The 16,036-nt window shown below is 56.3% G+C and carries 12 protein-coding genes and 1 pseudogene; 5 read left to right on the top strand and 8 right to left on the bottom strand.

The window, feature by feature from the left end:
- Positions 1–220: 220 nt before the first annotated feature.
- Complete coding sequence (locus WKI41_RS04230) at positions 221–667, bottom strand: DUF805 domain-containing protein (RefSeq protein WP_340192241.1); 447 nt, start codon at positions 665–667, stop codon at positions 221–223.
- Positions 668–1,358: 691 nt separating this feature from the next.
- On the opposite strand from WKI41_RS04230, the pseudogene WKI41_RS04225 reads away from it, so the two are divergent.
- Positions 1,359–3,512 (top strand): annotated as a pseudogene (locus WKI41_RS04225) (catalase).
- A gap of 98 nt (positions 3,513–3,610) precedes the next feature.
- On the opposite strand, the gene WKI41_RS04220 reads toward WKI41_RS04225, so the two are convergent.
- Positions 3,611–4,678, bottom strand: coding sequence for a LacI family DNA-binding transcriptional regulator (locus WKI41_RS04220; protein WP_340192240.1), 1,068 nt, complete (start codon positions 4,676–4,678; stop codon positions 3,611–3,613).
- A gap of 229 nt (positions 4,679–4,907) precedes the next feature.
- Here WKI41_RS04220 and WKI41_RS04215 point away from each other — a divergent pair, with 229 nt between their 5' ends.
- The 4 genes from WKI41_RS04215 (at position 4,908) to WKI41_RS04200 (ending at position 9,613) form a co-directional block, all read left to right on the top strand.
- On the top strand, positions 4,908–5,738 hold the full coding sequence (locus tag WKI41_RS04215) for an ABC transporter substrate-binding protein (RefSeq protein ID WP_340192239.1): 831 nt from the start codon (positions 4,908–4,910) through the stop codon (positions 5,736–5,738).
- A 163-nt stretch (positions 5,739–5,901) separates the two neighbouring features.
- Positions 5,902–7,410, top strand: a complete 1,509-nt coding sequence (locus WKI41_RS04210) for an ABC transporter permease subunit (RefSeq protein WP_340192238.1) — start codon at positions 5,902–5,904, stop codon at positions 7,408–7,410.
- A 19-nt stretch (positions 7,411–7,429) separates the two neighbouring features.
- Positions 7,430–8,437 (top strand): Gfo/Idh/MocA family protein, encoded by a 1,008-nt coding sequence (locus WKI41_RS04205; RefSeq protein ID WP_340192237.1) that lies wholly within the window; start codon positions 7,430–7,432, stop codon positions 8,435–8,437.
- A gap of 45 nt (positions 8,438–8,482) precedes the next feature.
- Entirely contained in the window at positions 8,483–9,613 is a 1,131-nt protein-coding gene (locus WKI41_RS04200) for an NAD(P)/FAD-dependent oxidoreductase (RefSeq protein ID WP_340192236.1), read from the top strand.
- A 114-nt stretch (positions 9,614–9,727) separates the two neighbouring features.
- Here WKI41_RS04200 and WKI41_RS04195 read toward each other — a convergent pair whose 3' ends face one another.
- The 6 genes from WKI41_RS04195 to WKI41_RS04170 all read right to left on the bottom strand — a co-directional run bounded on the left by WKI41_RS04195 (position 9,728) and on the right by WKI41_RS04170 (position 15,971).
- On the bottom strand, positions 9,728–10,486 hold the full coding sequence (locus WKI41_RS04195) for an ABC transporter ATP-binding protein (RefSeq protein WP_340192235.1): 759 nt from the start codon (positions 10,484–10,486) through the stop codon (positions 9,728–9,730).
- Positions 10,483–11,424 carry an iron chelate uptake ABC transporter family permease subunit gene (locus tag WKI41_RS04190; RefSeq protein ID WP_340192234.1) on the bottom strand — a complete coding sequence of 314 codons (942 nt, stop codon included), beginning with the start codon at positions 11,422–11,424 and terminating at the stop codon, positions 10,483–10,485. Before WKI41_RS04190 ends, WKI41_RS04195 begins: the two co-directional genes overlap by 4 nt.
- Complete coding sequence (locus WKI41_RS04185) at positions 11,417–12,358, bottom strand: ABC transporter permease (RefSeq protein WP_340192233.1); 942 nt, start codon at positions 12,356–12,358, stop codon at positions 11,417–11,419. The genes WKI41_RS04190 and WKI41_RS04185 overlap by 8 nt, the downstream gene beginning before the upstream one ends.
- 5 nt (positions 12,359–12,363) lie before the next feature.
- Complete coding sequence (locus WKI41_RS04180) at positions 12,364–13,263, bottom strand: siderophore ABC transporter substrate-binding protein (protein ID WP_340192232.1); 900 nt, start codon at positions 13,261–13,263, stop codon at positions 12,364–12,366.
- 57 nt (positions 13,264–13,320) lie between these two features.
- Complete coding sequence (locus tag WKI41_RS04175; protein ID WP_425340988.1) at positions 13,321–15,576, bottom strand: TonB-dependent receptor; 2,256 nt, start codon at positions 15,574–15,576, stop codon at positions 13,321–13,323.
- 107 nt (positions 15,577–15,683) lie between these two features.
- Positions 15,684–15,971, bottom strand: a complete 288-nt coding sequence (locus tag WKI41_RS04170) for a DUF2218 domain-containing protein (RefSeq protein WP_340192230.1) — start codon at positions 15,969–15,971, stop codon at positions 15,684–15,686.
- Positions 15,972–16,036 lie beyond the last annotated feature (65 nt).

Here is a 16,036-nt window from a genome sequence, read left to right as displayed (position 1 = left end):
TTAGGAGCCTCAAAGGCCGAAGGTTTAGACGCTTTGGGGGCTTCTGGCTTTGCCTGTCTTGGCCCTTCGGGATAGGTCAACGTACAGCTGACGCCGTTCTGCAAGCACTGTGATTTGTAATTGCCAGCGCTTCCATACTGCTCTTGGGCAAACGCTCCTGGAGAAGCGGTTGCAACGAAGCACAGGACGGCCAGCCAAAATAATGGCTTTTTCCCCCGTTTCAGGCGAACACCTCTGCTGTGAACTGCGGGTTCAGAGGATCGGCGCCGAACCTGTTGGGTCCTTTTGTTCCTGGAGAGACAAACACCACGAGCAGCGCGATGCTTGCCAACGAACCGACATGTGGCACCGAGTTGGCGATAATGAAGCCTAGATACCACCAACCCGAGAAATTTCGGTCATGAAGGCGACGAACAGCAAGAGCTATGTGCGGTATGATCAAGGCTACGAACAGTATCCCCGTAACGACTCCTATCGCGATGAGATACCCTGGAATGCTTTGTTCATACCTACTCGCTGAAACGAAAATGCCTATAACCGCGCCAAGCGAAAAGAAGATAAGATAAAAGAATAATTGAAACCACCAAAATTCTGAGCGGCTAGCTCTGCCGGAAAAGGTCGCATATTTCTCTTTTATAACGGTCCGTATCGCTTCTTTAAAACCCATTTCGCACCTCGATCTGCCCTGTGCTGATCACTCGTACCATTTCACGATTTTCGGCGTTAGGCCCTATCGCTCAGCGCCGAACGCTCTCGTATTCTCGCTTGTCTTTCACGAGCTTCGGTTGGCAAACCTCAAAAAATGCTTCGACTGCGCTGAGCATTCTCCGATCACTTCGCCACGAATGATGTACCGCGTTCGTTATCGCCTCAATCATTAGTACAAAACAGGAAGACTTCAACAGGAACGTGTTTGTTCTGTTGTTTGTAAGAGTTGATTAGTTGATCATAATTTAGATACAGTTTGAGCGTTAGCGCGGACCAAGTGCGTAACATTTAAATAAGATGTTTATTTTTCTGGAAAAATGTATTATTATAGGAAATTTATAAAATATTTATAGAGAAATAACGGTTATTAATGACCGATTGAGAATTTGTTACTCAGTATATATTTCAGCTCTTATTGTAACAGAGGCGACCATAGCTATTGCCGCTTCATCCGTGGCCACGTTACCGTTTTTTCACGGTGGACGTTTTTGTACGGTAAAGTACAAATAACGTTGTCCCACGCATTCCTGGTTGATCGTGTGGAACTGACCTAGGTCCGGTCCATTGTAGCTTTGAGCTTGGCTTTGCCAACGCCTCTGCAATGCCGACGCTTGCAGTTCTCTCACTCCTCCAACCACAAAGGATTTGCCATGACCGAGCGTAAGCAAGGGGAACGTTCGCCGAGCACTCAGAATTCCCTGCATGAGCTTGTTCCGGGCTCGGGCCAGGCGAGCTTTGAAGAGCAGCGTGGCAAAGGCGACGAACTGCAGCAGACGATCGGTGCGGATGGTGGAGAAGGCGCAGCCTATCTGACTGACAATTTCGGCCATCGTATTTCGGACAACCAGAACAGCCTCAAGGCTGGTAGCCGAGGTCCAACGCTGCTGGAAGATTTCGTCCTTCGCGAAAAAATCTTTCATTTCGACCATGAGCGGATTCCAGAGCGGATCGTGCATGCCAGAGGGTCGGGTGCGCATGGCGTGTTCGAATGCACGAAAGCCATTCCCCACCTGACAAAGGCATCCATCTTTAAGGAAGAAGGGAAGAGCTGTTCCGTCTTCGTCCGTTTCTCCACAGTTGCGGGAGGTGCCGGCTCCGTTGATACGCCCCGCGACGTCAGAGGGTTCGCGGTGAAGCTTTACACCGAAACCGGCAACTGGGATCTGGTAGGCAACAACATCCCGGTCTTCTTTATTCAGGACGCCATCAAGTTTCCGGACCTCATTCATAGCGTCAAAATGGAAGCGGATCGCGGTTACCCTCAAGCGGCCTCTGCTCACGACACGTTTTGGGATTTCGTCAGCCTGATGCCGGAATCCATGCACATGATCATGTGGGCCATGTCGGATCGCACCATCCCACGGTCGTTCCGCCACATCGAGGGATTTGGCGTTCATACGTTCCGCCTGGTGAATGAGGAAGGGGAGAGCAAGTTCGTCAAGTTCCACTGGAAGCCCAATCTCGGCTTGGCCTCCACCACCTGGGATGAAGCGGTGAAAATTGCCGGTGCCGACCCGGACTTCCAGCGTCGCGATCTCTTCGAATCCATTGACAAGGGCGACTTCCCGTCATGGGATCTTGGGATCCAGGTGTTTGATGAGGACTGGGCGGCGAAGTAGTCTTATGACGTTCTCGACGCCACCAAACTTATTCCGGAAGAGGACATTCCGGTCGAGATCATCGGCCGGATGACGCTCAACAGGAACGTCGACAACTTCTTTGCCGAGACCGAGCAGGTCGCATTCCTGCCGAGCAACATCATTCCGGGTATCGACTTCAGCAACGATCCGCTGCTTCAGGGCCGACTGTTCTCCTACCTCGACACGCAAAAGTCCCGGCTTGGAACAACCAATTTCCATCAAATCCCGGTCAACGCACCGAAATGCCCTTTCCATAACTTCCAGCGCGATGGGATGATGCAGACACTGGTGCCGAAGGGCAGGGCCAATTACGAGCCGAACAGCCTGAACGAGGCCGGCGAAGACAGCGGACCGCGCGCGTCCGTTACAAGTGGCTTTTCCACCTTCAAGACCAATGATGAGCGAAACGATCCGGCCCAGAAACTTCGTCAGCGCGACGAACTTTTTGCCGATCATTACAGCCAGGCTCGCATGTTCTTCCGGTCGCAGACGGAGAACGAGAGAACGCACATCGTCTCCGCGCTCGTGTTCGAGCTTTCGAAGGTACAGCTCGCGCATGTCCGGCAGAACGTCGTGTCGAACCTGCGTAACATCGAGGAGGATTTGGCGCGCAGGGTCGCAGATGGTCTGGGCATCGATCTGCCTGCAAAATCCGCGGCGAGAAAGCAGCCGATCGATATGCCGGTCTCAGATGCCCTTTCGATCCAGAAGAATGCTTTGGAGACCTTGAAAGGTCGAAAGATCGGCGTGCTGATAGACGATGGATCGAACAAAATGTCGGTCGACAAGCTCGTGAACGAGATCACGCAGCAAGGTGGAACGCCGTTTATTGTCGCCAGAAAGGTCGGCGGTGTTCAACTTGATGGCGGTACGATGCCAGCGGATGGTCAACTCGCAGGATCGCCTTCGTTCCTGTTCGATGCGGTTGTATCCATCCTCGCTCCGGAAGCTGCTCAAAAGCTGACAAAAGAGGCTGCAGCTATTCAGTGGTTTATGGACGCCTACAGTCACTGCAAGACGATCGGCTACTGTCCTGCCACCACGGACCTGCTCGACAAAGCAAATGTTGAAATGGATGAGGGTGTCGTACCGGTTGACGATTTCCTGAAAGTCGGCGCCAAGCGCCACTGGAATCGTGAGCCCATGGTGCGCGATCTTCCCTGATCGATTTTATGTGAGAGGTGGCGTCTTTTCTGCTACCTCTCGCACGCATCTTGGCTTTCCGATTTTCTACGAAACTCAATTGCAGGCCGAGATAAAACTCACCGCGCCCTTTGCACTGAGGAGCGCTCAACGATTTCGGTTTTCAGGACGATCTTGCGCGCCTCCTCTGTCGCACCATTCAAGCGTGCGACGAGACGTTGCGCCGCTGTTGCACCAAGATCGTAAACTGGTTGGCGTACCACCGTGACTGGAGGCGATGTCACCGATGTCCAGTCTGCATCGTGGAAGGACACGAGTGAGACATCGTCCGGGATGCTGAGGCCCAACTGGCGATGAACCTTGAATGCTTCGAGGGCGATCATACTGTCCGATGCGATGATGGCCGTGGGCCGTTGCGGCGATTGAAGCATCTCGTTGACGATCCGGTGGGTTTGTTCCGGCGTGACAGCACCGACCCGAACCCATTTCTCCATGCCGCGAAGCCCGGCCTCCTTACAAACTCCAAGATATCCTTCTATGCGTCTGCGCACCGACCCGGTGCTGATATCCTGTAAATCGTGAAAAATATGGTCTGGTGTGTCGCAGGCGGTGAGATAGGCGATGCGGCTGTGACCGAGAGCAATCAATTGCCGCGTGATTTTCTCTGCAGCATGCCGGTCGTCGGCAATGATGCTGTCGACATCAAGCGTATCACTCCCGCGGTCAAGCAGTACGAGCGGTAGTCCCGAACGTACAGCCTCATGCAGATGCTCGACATCATCATCCTTTGCTGGTGAAACGATGAGACCATCGACGCGCTTTGACAGCAATGTGCGCACAGCCGCCTTTTCTGCGTCGATGTCTTCCCCAGAATTGCTGAGAATAACCGTAAAGCCAGCCTGTCGCGCAATGTCGGTGATGCCACGAACGGCAAGACTGAAGAACGGGTTTTCGATATCGCCGACAACCACGCCGATCGATCCGGAGCGCCCCGTTGTCATGCTGCGGGCAAGCTCGTTCGTTCGATAATCAAGAGCGCGAGCCGCTGCTGTAACGACCTCACGCACGCGGTCGCTGACAGTTCCATAGCCGCCCAGAACGCGCGCTGCCGTCGCCTTGGAGACGCCGGCTTTGCGCGCGACATCGGCGACTGTGACGGAAGAGTTTTTGGCCGGGCTTTTGTCCATAAGTGACAGCCTTACAAGAGAACTTGACGACTGGCAAACACGAAGCTAACAATTGCCAAGAAAGAAAGAGACCGGTCTCTTTTGCATTGAGACCGGTATCATTCCAATAAGAAGACTTCCAGCATGCGAAACTGCATGGGCCGGGGCGGGCAAGCTTACGCCGCCTTTCGGATGGGACCCGTGCGCCTTGACGACATCGCAAACAACAACTCCAGAGGATAAGACGCCAATGCGACTGATTGAAGCTTTTACATCTCCGCTGACAAAAATGCGTGCCACGGTAATCGCGCTTACGCTCGGTGCCATCGCCGGTGCTGCGACCCCAGCGCTGGCCGATAATCCGCTCGGTCTTATCGACGCGAACACCATTAGCGTTGGTACGATGGGCGACGCCAAGCCTTATGCTTTCACCACCGCGGACGGCAATTTCACCGGTTTCGACATCGAGCTTTTCCTCAACGTTGCCGAGCGCATGGGCTTCAAAAAGGACCAGGTGATCTTTACCGGGCAGGAATTCTCGGCATTGATGCCATCGGTGGCTAACGGCCGCTTCGATGTTGCTGCAGCCGCAATCGGCACGACGGCCAAGCGCAAGGAGACCGTGGATTTCTCCGACGGTTATCTTGCTGGCTTCCTCAGTGTCTTGACACCCGAAGATATCAAGGATGCCGCGGGTCTCAAAGGCAAGCGCCTGGGAGTCGTCCAGGGTACGCTTCAGGAAATTTATGCCGAGAAGAACTTTGCTGGCACGGATCTCGTGAAATTCCCGGATAACAATTCTGCCGTTTCAGCACTCAACAACGGCACCGTCGATGCCCATTTCCTCGATTTCGAGGCGGCAAAGGATTACTCCACCCGTTATCCGGCGCTGAAGATCGCGGTCAATATTCCAAGCTTCGATGCGCCAGCAGGCTTCGTCATTCGCAAGGGTAACGACGCCCTGCGCGAGGCGATCAACAAGGCGCTGAAAGAGGCAATGCAGGACGGAACCTGGAAGAAGCTCCACGAAAAGTGGTTTCCAGGAACGCCTATGCCGGCGGCATATCTTCCCAAGCAGTAATGCCACCTTCCGGTTCGGCCTTCACCGGTCGAACCGGCCTTTCTTTCTGAGGCGCAACGCGGTCATTTGAAATCGCGTCCTACGCTTTAGGTCCTTCTTCTGTCGCATATCGTTGCCGCGAAACCGGTAGCCACTTTTGCGCGACATGCTCTAGGGATTTCTGATGAACTGGCTTGAAAACCTGCGCCGCAGCTTCCTCGATTGGAATGCCATGGCCGAAGTGCTGCCGACCATGATTACGGTTGGTTTGAAAAATACGCTGATTCTTGCTGCAACCTCGACGGTGCTCGGCGTGATCATCGGCATGGTGCTCGCCATAATGGGCATTTCCCGCTCGGCGTGGCTTCGCATACCCGCCCGGCTTTACACTGATATCTTTCGCGGCTTGCCGGCGATCGTCACAATCCTGTTGATCGGACAAGGCTTTGCGCGCATCGGCCGCGAACTTTTCGGTCCGTCACCTTATCCGCTGGGCATCCTGGCGCTCAGTCTCATCGCAGGCGCTTACATCGGCGAGATTTTTCGCTCCGGTATTCAGAGCGTCGATCGTGGCCAGATGGAAGCGTGCCGCGCCCTTTCCATGAGCTACGGTCAAGGCATGCGCCTCATTGTCGTGCCGCAGGGCGTTCGTCGTGTGTTGCCGGCGCTCGTCAATCAGTTCATCGGCAACGTCAAGGATTCGAGCCTTGTCTACTTTCTCGGCCTTCTGGCCTCAGAGCGCGAAATCTTTCGCGTTGGGCAAGATCAGGCGGTGGTGACAGGCAATCTTTCTCCGTTGCTGCTGGCCGGTATCTTCTACCTCGTTGTCACCGTACCGCTCACCCATGTGGTCAATGCGGTCGATAATCGCCTGCGGCTTGGCAAGCAGCGTCCATCAGCGATTACCAGTGGACTGGAGGAGGTGAGCGAGCTCGACAACGCATCCCGCCCCCCCGGAGCCGCGTTCAAGGGCGGTAGTCTCGACGTGCGCAATCTTGGGATGGCCTATGGCGACCTCGATGTGCTGAAGGGCGTCGATCTTTCGGTGAAGCCGGGTAGCGTTACCTGCATCATCGGTCCCTCCGGCTCAGGAAAATCGACCCTGCTGCGGGGGATCAACCGCCTGGTCGAACCCAAGAGCGGCGATATTCTCCTTGATGGGCAAAGCATTCTCGGCATGAAGCCGGAAACCTTGCGCCGCCGCGTCGGGATGGTCTTCCAGCATTTCAATCTTTTCCCGGATCACACCGCGCTAGAAAACGTCATGTTGTCGCTGACCAAGATCAAGGGTCTGCCAGCAGCCGAAGCCGAGCGTATCGCCAAGGCGAGGCTTGCAGATGTCGGTCTTGCAAGCCGCCAGCATCATCGGCCGGGCGGTCTTTCCGGCGGGCAGCAACAGCGCGTCGCCATAGCCCGGGCGCTGGCGATGGAGCCTGAAGTCATCCTTTTCGATGAGGTGACGAGTGCCCTTGACCCCGAGCTGGTCAAAGGCGTTCTCAACCTCATGGCGGATCTCGGGACGCGTGGCATGACCATGGTTGTCGTAACGCACGAGATGGGGTTTGCCCGCCGGGTTGCCGATCAGGTTGTCTTCATGGACGAGGGGCGTGTGGTAGAGGCCGGCACGCCGGAGGCCATATTCGACAAACCTCAGAGCCCGCGCCTTCAGCGCTTCCTTGCGGAAGTGCTCTGATCAACAGGAGACGATAGAGATGACACGAACGATCAAATGGGGCGTGCTGGGCTGCGCAGGGATCGCTGCCAAGGCCGTTATTCCCGCCATCCAGTCCAGCCGTTTAGGGCGCGTTGCAGCCATTGCCTCGAGGGATGGCGAAAAGGCAAGCGCAATGGCAACGCGCTTCGGCATCGAGAAACCCTACGGCACTTACGAGGATCTGCTTTCCGATCCGGACATTGATGCAATTTACAACCCTTTGCCCAATCATCTTCATGTGCCTATGACCATCAGGGCATTGGAGCACGGCAAGCCGGTGCTTTGCGAAAAGCCGATCGCGCTGAATGCAGCCCAAGCGAAAGAGCTGGCGGACGCGCAGAAAGCGGCCAACTTGCCGGTTGCAGAAGCCTTCATGGTTCGTCACCACCCCCAATGGAAAAAGGCAAGGGCGATGATTGCGGAAGGACGCCTTGGCGATGTCAGGGCGATCCAGACCATCTTTGCCTATTATCTCGACGACCCAAAGAATGTCCGCAACCAGGCCGATATTGGCGGCGGTGGCCTGTTCGACGTCGGTTGTTACGCAGTCAATACCGCGCGCTTCCTGTTCGGTGCAGAGCCGCTCCGGGCCATAGCGCTGATCGATCGCGATCCGATCTTCGGCACGGATCGGCTGACCAGCGGATTGCTAGCGTTTCCAGAGGGGAAGCAACTTGCCTTCACCTGTTCCACGCAATTGTCGCTCGCCCAGAAGGTGACGGTCATCGGTACGCGTGGCCGTTTGGAAATCGCTATCCCCTTCAACGCACCGGCCGATCAACAGACCATGCTGATCTTCGACGACGGGCGCGACCTCTCAGGCTGCGGTCGTGAAGAGATCGTCATCGGGCCTGTCGATCAGTATCGCGAACAGGTCGATGCCTTTGCGGAAGCAGTGCTCTCTGGCACGCCGCTCGAAACAGGGCTCGACGATGCGATCGCAAATATGAAAGCGATCGACGCACTCTTCCGATCCGCGACCAGCGGTCGTTGGGAAGACGCCTGATGCGGTTCTTCCATCCATCATCACAATTGAATGAAAGCCTATCCCATGACTGACAACATCATCTCGACCGCCGTCATCATCGGCGCTGGCATTTTCGGCGTCTCGACTGCCGTCCAGCTTGCGCGCCGTGGCATCAAAGTCACGATCCTCAATGACGGACCAGTGGCAAACGGCGCCTCCGGGCGCTCGCTCTCTTGGCTGAATTCGGCGCGCATGCGCTCGGAGCCGTACCATCGATTGCGTGTGGCGGGCATAGACCGCTACCGCACGCTTGCGGCAAAGAACCCGGGAGCAGACTGGCTCCGTTTCGATGGCGGTTTGACCTGGGATGCCGATGACGAGCGAAATGAAATCGAGGCCGCATACCGCCACGAAGTGTCGATCGCCTATGACGCGCAGCGACTTTCGGCGCGAGACGTTTCCCGCGTCGTGCCCGGTCTCGACACCAGCGGCATTACCCCTCAAGGCGCGATCTTCAATCCCGGTGAAGGCTGGGTCGATCTGCCGAGTTTGATCGGTTTGCTGCTGAAGGAGTATTCAGAGCTTGGTGGCGAGCTCGTCACGGATCAAGGTGCTGCCAAGGTGGTTATCGAAGGCGGGCGCGCAATCGGGGCGCAGACCGCGACAGGCGCTCTCTATCGAGCGGACGCCGTTGTTCTGGCAACCGGTCCGGCGGTGCCGAAAATGGCTGCTGAAAGCGGCCAGACCATCGGCGACGACACGCCCATCGCCCTTCTGGTTCAGACCAAACCCTTAGCCCATCCCCTGCGCGCGGTCCTCAATACGCCGCGTGTTGCGGTTCGCCCGGCACCGGGTGGCACCTTCTCGCTCGACGCCGACTGGGCGGCCGATGAGGGCGTGACGGTTGGCGCAGACGGCAGCTATCAGATAAACGAGAGCGTTATTGCCGCGTTGCTGACGGAAGCGGCCAAAGTGATGGAGGGTAACCCTCAGCTTGAGGTCGCTTCGATTGGCGTCGGCGGAAAGCCTATTCCAGGCGATGGAGAGCCGGTAATTGGCGCGATAAAAGATATCCCCGGCTACTATCTCGTCTTCAGCCACAGTGGCGCGACCCTTGGTCTTATCGTTGGCGAGCTTCTGGCTTACGAGGTGGCAAGCGGCGCCGAACATCCGATGCTCGCGACCTTCCGGCCTGAGCGTTTCACGTCTGTCTAACGGTTGGCGACATTTGGAATAATCAGCCTGCCACGTTGTGGCGGGCTTTTTCATCTTGTCCGTCGCCCCCGCGGTTTCAATTGAAAAGGCGGCCCGCACTGAAAACTGTGCTTCTCATTTGAAATGCAGAACGACAGGCGTGCCGTCGATTGTCTCGACGCGCATGTCGAAGCCGTATATGTCGCCGAGCGTCGACGGGTTGATGATATCACTTGGGTGACCATCGGCGATCACGCTGCCGTTCTTCATGGCAATGATCCTGTCTGCATGGGCTGCCGCCTGGTTGATGTCGTGCAGAACGATGATGATGCTTTTGTTTTCTTCATCCGCCAGCGCGCGCAAATGCAGCATCAACTCGCGAGCGAAAAACATATCGAGATTGTTGAGCGGTTCATCGAGGAGAATGTAATCCGTCTCCTGCGCGAAGGTCATGGCGACCAGCGCGCGTTGTCGTTGGCCGCCCGAGAGCGTATCGATAAAGCGGTCTGCGAGGTCGCTGAGCGCGAAGCGGGCGAGGGACTTCGCAACGATGTTCCGATCTCTGTCCGTTAGCCGACCGCGGCTATGGGGAAAACGTCCAAAACTTACGAGTTCCCGGACCCGCAAACGGCTGGTGACGACCGAGTCTTGCCGCAAGATCGCGATGATTCTGGCCAATTCCCGATCATTTGTTTCACCCAACCGGTGCCCATCGATGGCGATCTGCCCTGATTGAAGGGGCTGCAGGCGCGCAATAAGAGAGAGGAGTGTGGATTTACCCGCACCATTCGGACCGATCAGCGCCGTTACTCCGTGCTTGCGGATCGTCAGCGAGACACTCTTGAGAATGGCGGTGCCTGAGTGGCTCACCGATACGTTTTCGATAGCGATCATTTTCGACTTCCTGCGATGAGAAGCAGAAGAAACACGATGCCTCCGACAAATTCGATCACGACGCTTAACGTCGAGTTGTTGCCAAGGCTGTGCTGGAGCAAGGTCTGGCCACCAACAAGAACGATGATCGCGATGAGGGCGGCAGCCGGGAGCAATACAGCGTGCCGCCTTGTATCGACGAAACGTTCGGCAAGCGCCACGACCAGCAGCCCGAAGAAAGCTACAGGTCCGACAAGAGCCGTGGATACCGCGACCAGTGCCGCAACCAGGACCAGTAGAGCGGCCGTCGTTTTCGTCCACGAGATTCCAAGCCCGGTAGCACTGTCCGGCCCGAGCGCGACGATGTCGAGCACATGCCTCGACCGCCAAGCGATGACGAGAGCGACGACCGTTAAAATCGTTGCAACAGTCAGGAGATCGGTGCGCACGCCGTTGAAATTCGCAAAGCCAGCCGTCTGAGCAACTGCGAACTCATTCGGATCTATCAACCGTGCTAGCAGCGACTGGAGGCTTCGAAACAGAATGCCGATGACGATCCCGACAAGCAGCATCAAACTCATATCGATCCGTCGCAACAGCATCGGCAGGAGGATCGCGCTGGCGAACGCCATCAACAGAATGACCTCTCCCCCGAACTTCAGGTGAGGGGACAGCGACGCGTAACCGACACCGCCGAATATGAAGACGAGCAGCATCTGACCAAACCCGTACAGGGCATCGAGCCCCATGATCGACGGGGTCAGGATTCGATTGTTGGTGACGGTCTGGAAGATCACGGTAGATACGGCGATCGCGACGCTCACCTCGATTAGAGCTATGAGCTTTGTAGCGCGGAGCCCGATGACAAAGCCGATGTTTCCTTTGAGGCCAATGGTCAGATAGGCAATTATCGTGCCTGTGGCGAGTAACGCCAGGAGCAGCAGCTTTCGATCAGGCATGTTGCGGCCGACAAATGAGGAGATAGAGGAAGATCAGCGCGCCGACACATCCCAAAACGGTCCCGACCGGGATCTCGTAGGGAAAATTGATGGTTCGTCCGAGGATATCGCAACCTAGAACCAGGATAGACCCCAGCATCGCGACGATTGGCATTGTGCCGCGGAGGTTGTCGCCAACCAGACGCGACACGATGTTCGGCACGACCAAGCCAACGAAAGGAATGCCTCCGACGATGACGGTGGAGAGCGCTGAAATCACGGCAACAATCAGGAGCCCGAGCTGGAGCATCCTGGCGTAATCGATCCCCAATCCCACACTTGTGTCGCGTCCCAGCGCCATGATCGTCAAGCGGTCTGCAACAAGCCAAGCGATGATGAGCATAGCCCCACTGATCCATAAGAGCTCGTAGCGGCCACGCAGCACGCCGGAGAACTCGCCATTGGTCCAGATCGCGAGATACTGAAGAAGGTCAGCCTGCCACGCGACGAATGTGACCGCCGCGCCAATCACGCCACCATAAACGATGCCAAATAACGGCACGAGAAAGGGTTGCGTTGGTGGTAGGCGATGGGCGGTCATGAGAAAGACCGCAGTCCCGGCAAGCGCCGTAGCGGTCGCGATGACGCTCTTCAACAGCAGGCTCGCCGATGGCCATAGCAGCGTCACGGCAAGCACGCCAAGCTCGGCACTTTGTGACGTGCCTGTCGTTGATGGTTCGACGTAATTGTTACGGGCGAGTGTCTGCATGACCAGACCGGCCAGAGCGAGGCTCGCGCCGACCAGGATAGCGGCGAGTGTTCTCGGCAACCGGCTGACCATGAGAAGTTCCATAGTCCCGCTGTCTGAGACGCCGATCAACAGGCTGGCCACCGCTAGTGCGAGGAGAACACCCGCGCAGAGCAGCGTTGGCCGCAAGAAAGCCCCATGATTCATCTCAATCACTTTGAGGCGTTAAACGCGTCGGTGATCACCTGAAGAACCTTGCTCGTCGACTGGACGCCTCCCGCTGCAATGTAGAACTCGGGAGCGGGGAGATAGATCACCTGTCCTTTTTTCCAGGCTGTTGTCTGCGCAACTAGCTCATTGTCGAGGGTCGCCTTTGCTCCCTGTTCGCCCGACCCGATCGCGGACGCACGGTCCAGCACCAGAAGCCAATCCGGGTTGGCCTTGTTGATAAACTCAAACGAGACGGCCTCTCCGTGATTTGCCGCCTTGATGTCCGGCACAGCCGCTTCAAGATTCAATGTCGCGTGCACCCAACCGAACCGTGAACCCGGTCCATAGGCCGTCACCTTCGGGCCATTGGTCATGACGATCAGGGCTTTTCCTTTGCCTTTGACAGCCTGTTGGGCAGCAAGGACACGCGCATCCAGATCTGCCGAAACCTTCTGCGCCTCGTCCTGCTTGCCAAACAAGGCACCATAGGTCGCCAGACGCTCCTTGGCTTGAGCGACGAGATCGTCTCCCAGCATGGTCATGTCGATCGTGGTGGCGATCGCTGCTGTCTGATCGACCTTGGTAGACGATCGTCCGCCCAGAATGATGAGGTCTGGACCGAGAGAGCTCAAGGCCTCGAGATCCGGTTCGAAAATGTTTCCGACGATCTCGGCGCCCTGCTTCAAAGGCTCAAGCGTTTCGAGGTAAAGTTTCTCCGGAACACCGACTGGTTTCACGCCGATACTCGCAAGCGTATCCAGCGCGGCCATGTCGAACACCGCCACGCGCTCAGGCTTCTTAGCAATAGACACCATGCCTCTTGCGGTTTGGACTTCCGTAGCCTGCGCGTATGAGACGGAGGAAGCGATGGTCAGAAGGGCCGAGAACAAGAGCGATTTCATGTGGTTACCTTGAAGACGAGTTGCATGGAGTCGTGATCGAAAGGCGAAGACGCTCGATCAAAAATCGAATGACGCTGAGACCATGAAGGTACGAGCAGCACCCGCTGCAAGCCATCCGCGAGCGGATGAAGCCCAATAGTTCTCGTTGAAGACGTTTTCGACGTTGGCCCGCAGTTCGACAGCTTTGCCGTTTTCACGCTCGAACTTGTATCGCGCGCCGACATCTACACGTGTCCAGCTGTCGACCTTCTGGGTATTCGCTGGATCGTAATAAGTGCTACCGCTGTAGATCACTCGGCCGGTTGCCGTCAGCCCTTCGGCCCATGGTAAATCGTATTCGCCGTAAAGACTGATCGACGTCTTAGGAACTCCCGGCGCGGTGTTCCCGTTCACGACCACTCCTGATGGCGTTCTGGAATTCCGAAGTGTTGGCTCCATAAATGTTACGCCGCCGAGTAGACGTAGACCATCAACCGGCTCGCCGTAGGCAGAGAGTTCCAGCCCGCGGTTTACTTGGACACCATCAACTGAGAAATAGCTCAGCGTGGGCGGCTCCCCGGGAATGGCTGGAAACGCGGGATTTGGTAGCCTGTATGTATAGGAATTTGCTTGCCTGATTTCGAAAAGAGCTGCGGTTAGCATAATTGAGCCGGTATCGTATTTTGCGCCGATCTCCTTTTGCTTGCTAACGAAAGGAGGGAAAACTTGATTCGCATTCCCGTTGGCGCTTGCTGGGGCAACACCCCCCTCCGTCAGGGCCTCAACGTAATTAGCGTAGAGAGAAAGATCGTCTGTAAGCTTAAAGCTGGCAGCGACGGCAGGACTAAATCTCGCCTCCTGATAAAGGTAATTGCGGAACCCTGCCGGTCCCGCGGCAGGACGCGTGTTGAATCCTTCCGACCGCATATCTTGATAACGACCTCCGATCGTTACCTCCAACCTCTCGTCGAAGAACGACATCGTGTCTGATACCGATATGCTGGTAGAAAGTAGCTCGGCGAACCTTCCTAGATTGCTGGAGCGTGGTAGCCCTGCAGTAATCACGGAACCGCCTGATATGTAGGTCGGGTCATAGATGTTGGTTGTATAGGTCGGAAAACCGAGGGCCGCTGGATTAAAGTAGCCACGGTTGTTCTGGCTCAGTGACATGGAGAAGGACGCGTTGAGCTTGTGCTCAATCTCTCCTGTTTCGAAATCCGAGCGGATGCCAGTCTCGCCGGAGTATCCGATGATCTCCTGAGGATTGTAGCCGAAAGCAACGCTGGCATCCCCATTAGAATTCAAGATTGTATAGGACGAGGTCAGAAAGTCTTCGCGATATCGGCTCGCGCCGGCTGCCGCATAGATCGTCGTGTTGTCCAAAACATCATACTCAAGCCGCCCCGAGACCATGTTGTAGGAACTGTCGAGATATTCGAACGGATTGGCGGTGTTGACCCTTCCGTTCGGCGCGCGAGGGATGGCCGTCAATCCAGCTGAAGCGCTGTTGAACAGAGACGTCGGCGAATCCAGTTTTTGTGTCGAGTAGCTGAAATCAAGCGACGCGCGGAAGTCTTCGCCGCGATAGTCGATGCCGAGAGCGGCCACGCCGATCCGCGTATCATTGTGATCGAGGCTTGTCTCACCGCCTCGGAAGGATCCATTGGCGCGAATGCCCCACTCATCGCCTTCACCGAAACGACGACTGACATCAGCATGGGTCCAAAGTTGGGAATCGCTGCGATAACCCGTCGTCAACCGGGTCAAAGGCTCATCTGCCGCGCGCTTTGGAATGAGATTGATGGTGCCGCCGACGCGCCCGATGCCGCCGTTGATGAAGTTGCTCGGTCCTTTCAGAACCTGAACCTGTTCGATCCCCTCGAGGAAATGGCGGCGCGGGTTAGCGATATAGGGAAGCCCGTCATAGAAAATGTCCAGATTGACGACGGGAAAACCACGGATCAGGAACGAGTCACGCTCACTAAAGGGAGGCGCATCGGCCCGAACGGATGGATCATTGAGCGTGATGTCTGCAACGGTTTGCGCCTGTTGATCGCGGATCAATTTTGCCGTGTAGGCGGTGATGCTGAACGGCGTGTCCTTAATCGGGCGATTGCCGAGGGTGCCGAGCCGCGCTTCCGTCGAAACCTGACCACCGGTAAAGTCGGCGGCGGGCTGACCGATGGTTGCCGTTTTTGGCTTGGCGTCGCGGGCGCCACGGATGACGATCGGTTGCAGTACTGTTGCCGATGTCGCCGCGCCCTGACCGGGCATCGTACCTTGGCTTTGGGCCAATGCGGGCTGCAAAGTGATGATTGATACGCTCGCAAGCATTGCGAAGCCAAAGCTGTTCACGCCTAATCTAGATTGACCCACCGACATAGTTACCCCGTCCCCTCATTTACAAATAAAGTGATAATTGCTTCCGCACGCGCCAGATTTCAGTCGATCGGCCGCCATTCAAACGCGAGCGTTTCCTTGAACGCGAAGCGTTCGATGTGACGCTGAACAACATCCTGAAGCACTGTCAGGTCTTCGCTTTTGTGCGCAGCGACCTCGATGATCAGCGAGGTCTCGTTGGCGTTGAGGCGTGCGTCACCGAGCGGCAAGGCGATCTTGGACGAAAGTGGTGTGAACTCCGTCTCGAACTTGTGCGCCCAATGCTTCGACAATTGCTGCAGATAACGGCTTGCATGCTGGGTGGTGACTTCAACTCTACTGCTAGACACAGATACTACTCCTTCAGAGCGCCGCTTTACTCTGCCCCCAGGAGCAAGAGCGATCGCACGTCCGC

The sequence above is a fragment of the Agrobacterium larrymoorei genome, from assembly GCF_037722385.1.
Classification (GTDB): domain Bacteria; phylum Pseudomonadota; class Alphaproteobacteria; order Rhizobiales; family Rhizobiaceae; genus Agrobacterium; species Agrobacterium larrymoorei_C.
The sequence above is the reverse complement of the archived record's forward strand: the minus strand, read 5'-3'. Positions and strand labels throughout refer to the sequence as shown.

Coding starts and splice junctions, on each gene's coding strand:
- WKI41_RS04230 (WP_340192241.1), bottom strand. CDS start 667: ATGGGTTTTAAAGAAGCGATACGGACCGTTATAAAAGAGAAATATGCG.
- WKI41_RS04220 (WP_340192240.1), bottom strand. CDS start 4,678: ATGGACAAAAGCCCGGCCAAAAACTCTTCCGTCACAGTCGCCGATGTC.
- WKI41_RS04215 (WP_340192239.1), top strand. CDS start 4,908: ATGCGACTGATTGAAGCTTTTACATCTCCGCTGACAAAAATGCGTGCC.
- WKI41_RS04210 (WP_340192238.1), top strand. CDS start 5,902: ATGAACTGGCTTGAAAACCTGCGCCGCAGCTTCCTCGATTGGAATGCC.
- WKI41_RS04205 (WP_340192237.1), top strand. CDS start 7,430: ATGACACGAACGATCAAATGGGGCGTGCTGGGCTGCGCAGGGATCGCT.
- WKI41_RS04200 (WP_340192236.1), top strand. CDS start 8,483: ATGACTGACAACATCATCTCGACCGCCGTCATCATCGGCGCTGGCATT.
- WKI41_RS04195 (WP_340192235.1), bottom strand. CDS start 10,486: ATGATCGCTATCGAAAACGTATCGGTGAGCCACTCAGGCACCGCCATT.
- WKI41_RS04190 (WP_340192234.1), bottom strand. CDS start 11,424: ATGCCTGATCGAAAGCTGCTGCTCCTGGCGTTACTCGCCACAGGCACG.
- WKI41_RS04185 (WP_340192233.1), bottom strand. CDS start 12,358: ATGAATCATGGGGCTTTCTTGCGGCCAACGCTGCTCTGCGCGGGTGTT.
- WKI41_RS04180 (WP_340192232.1), bottom strand. CDS start 13,263: ATGAAATCGCTCTTGTTCTCGGCCCTTCTGACCATCGCTTCCTCCGTC.
- WKI41_RS04175 (WP_425340988.1), bottom strand. CDS start 15,576: ATGCTTGCGAGCGTATCAATCATCACTTTGCAGCCCGCATTGGCCCAA.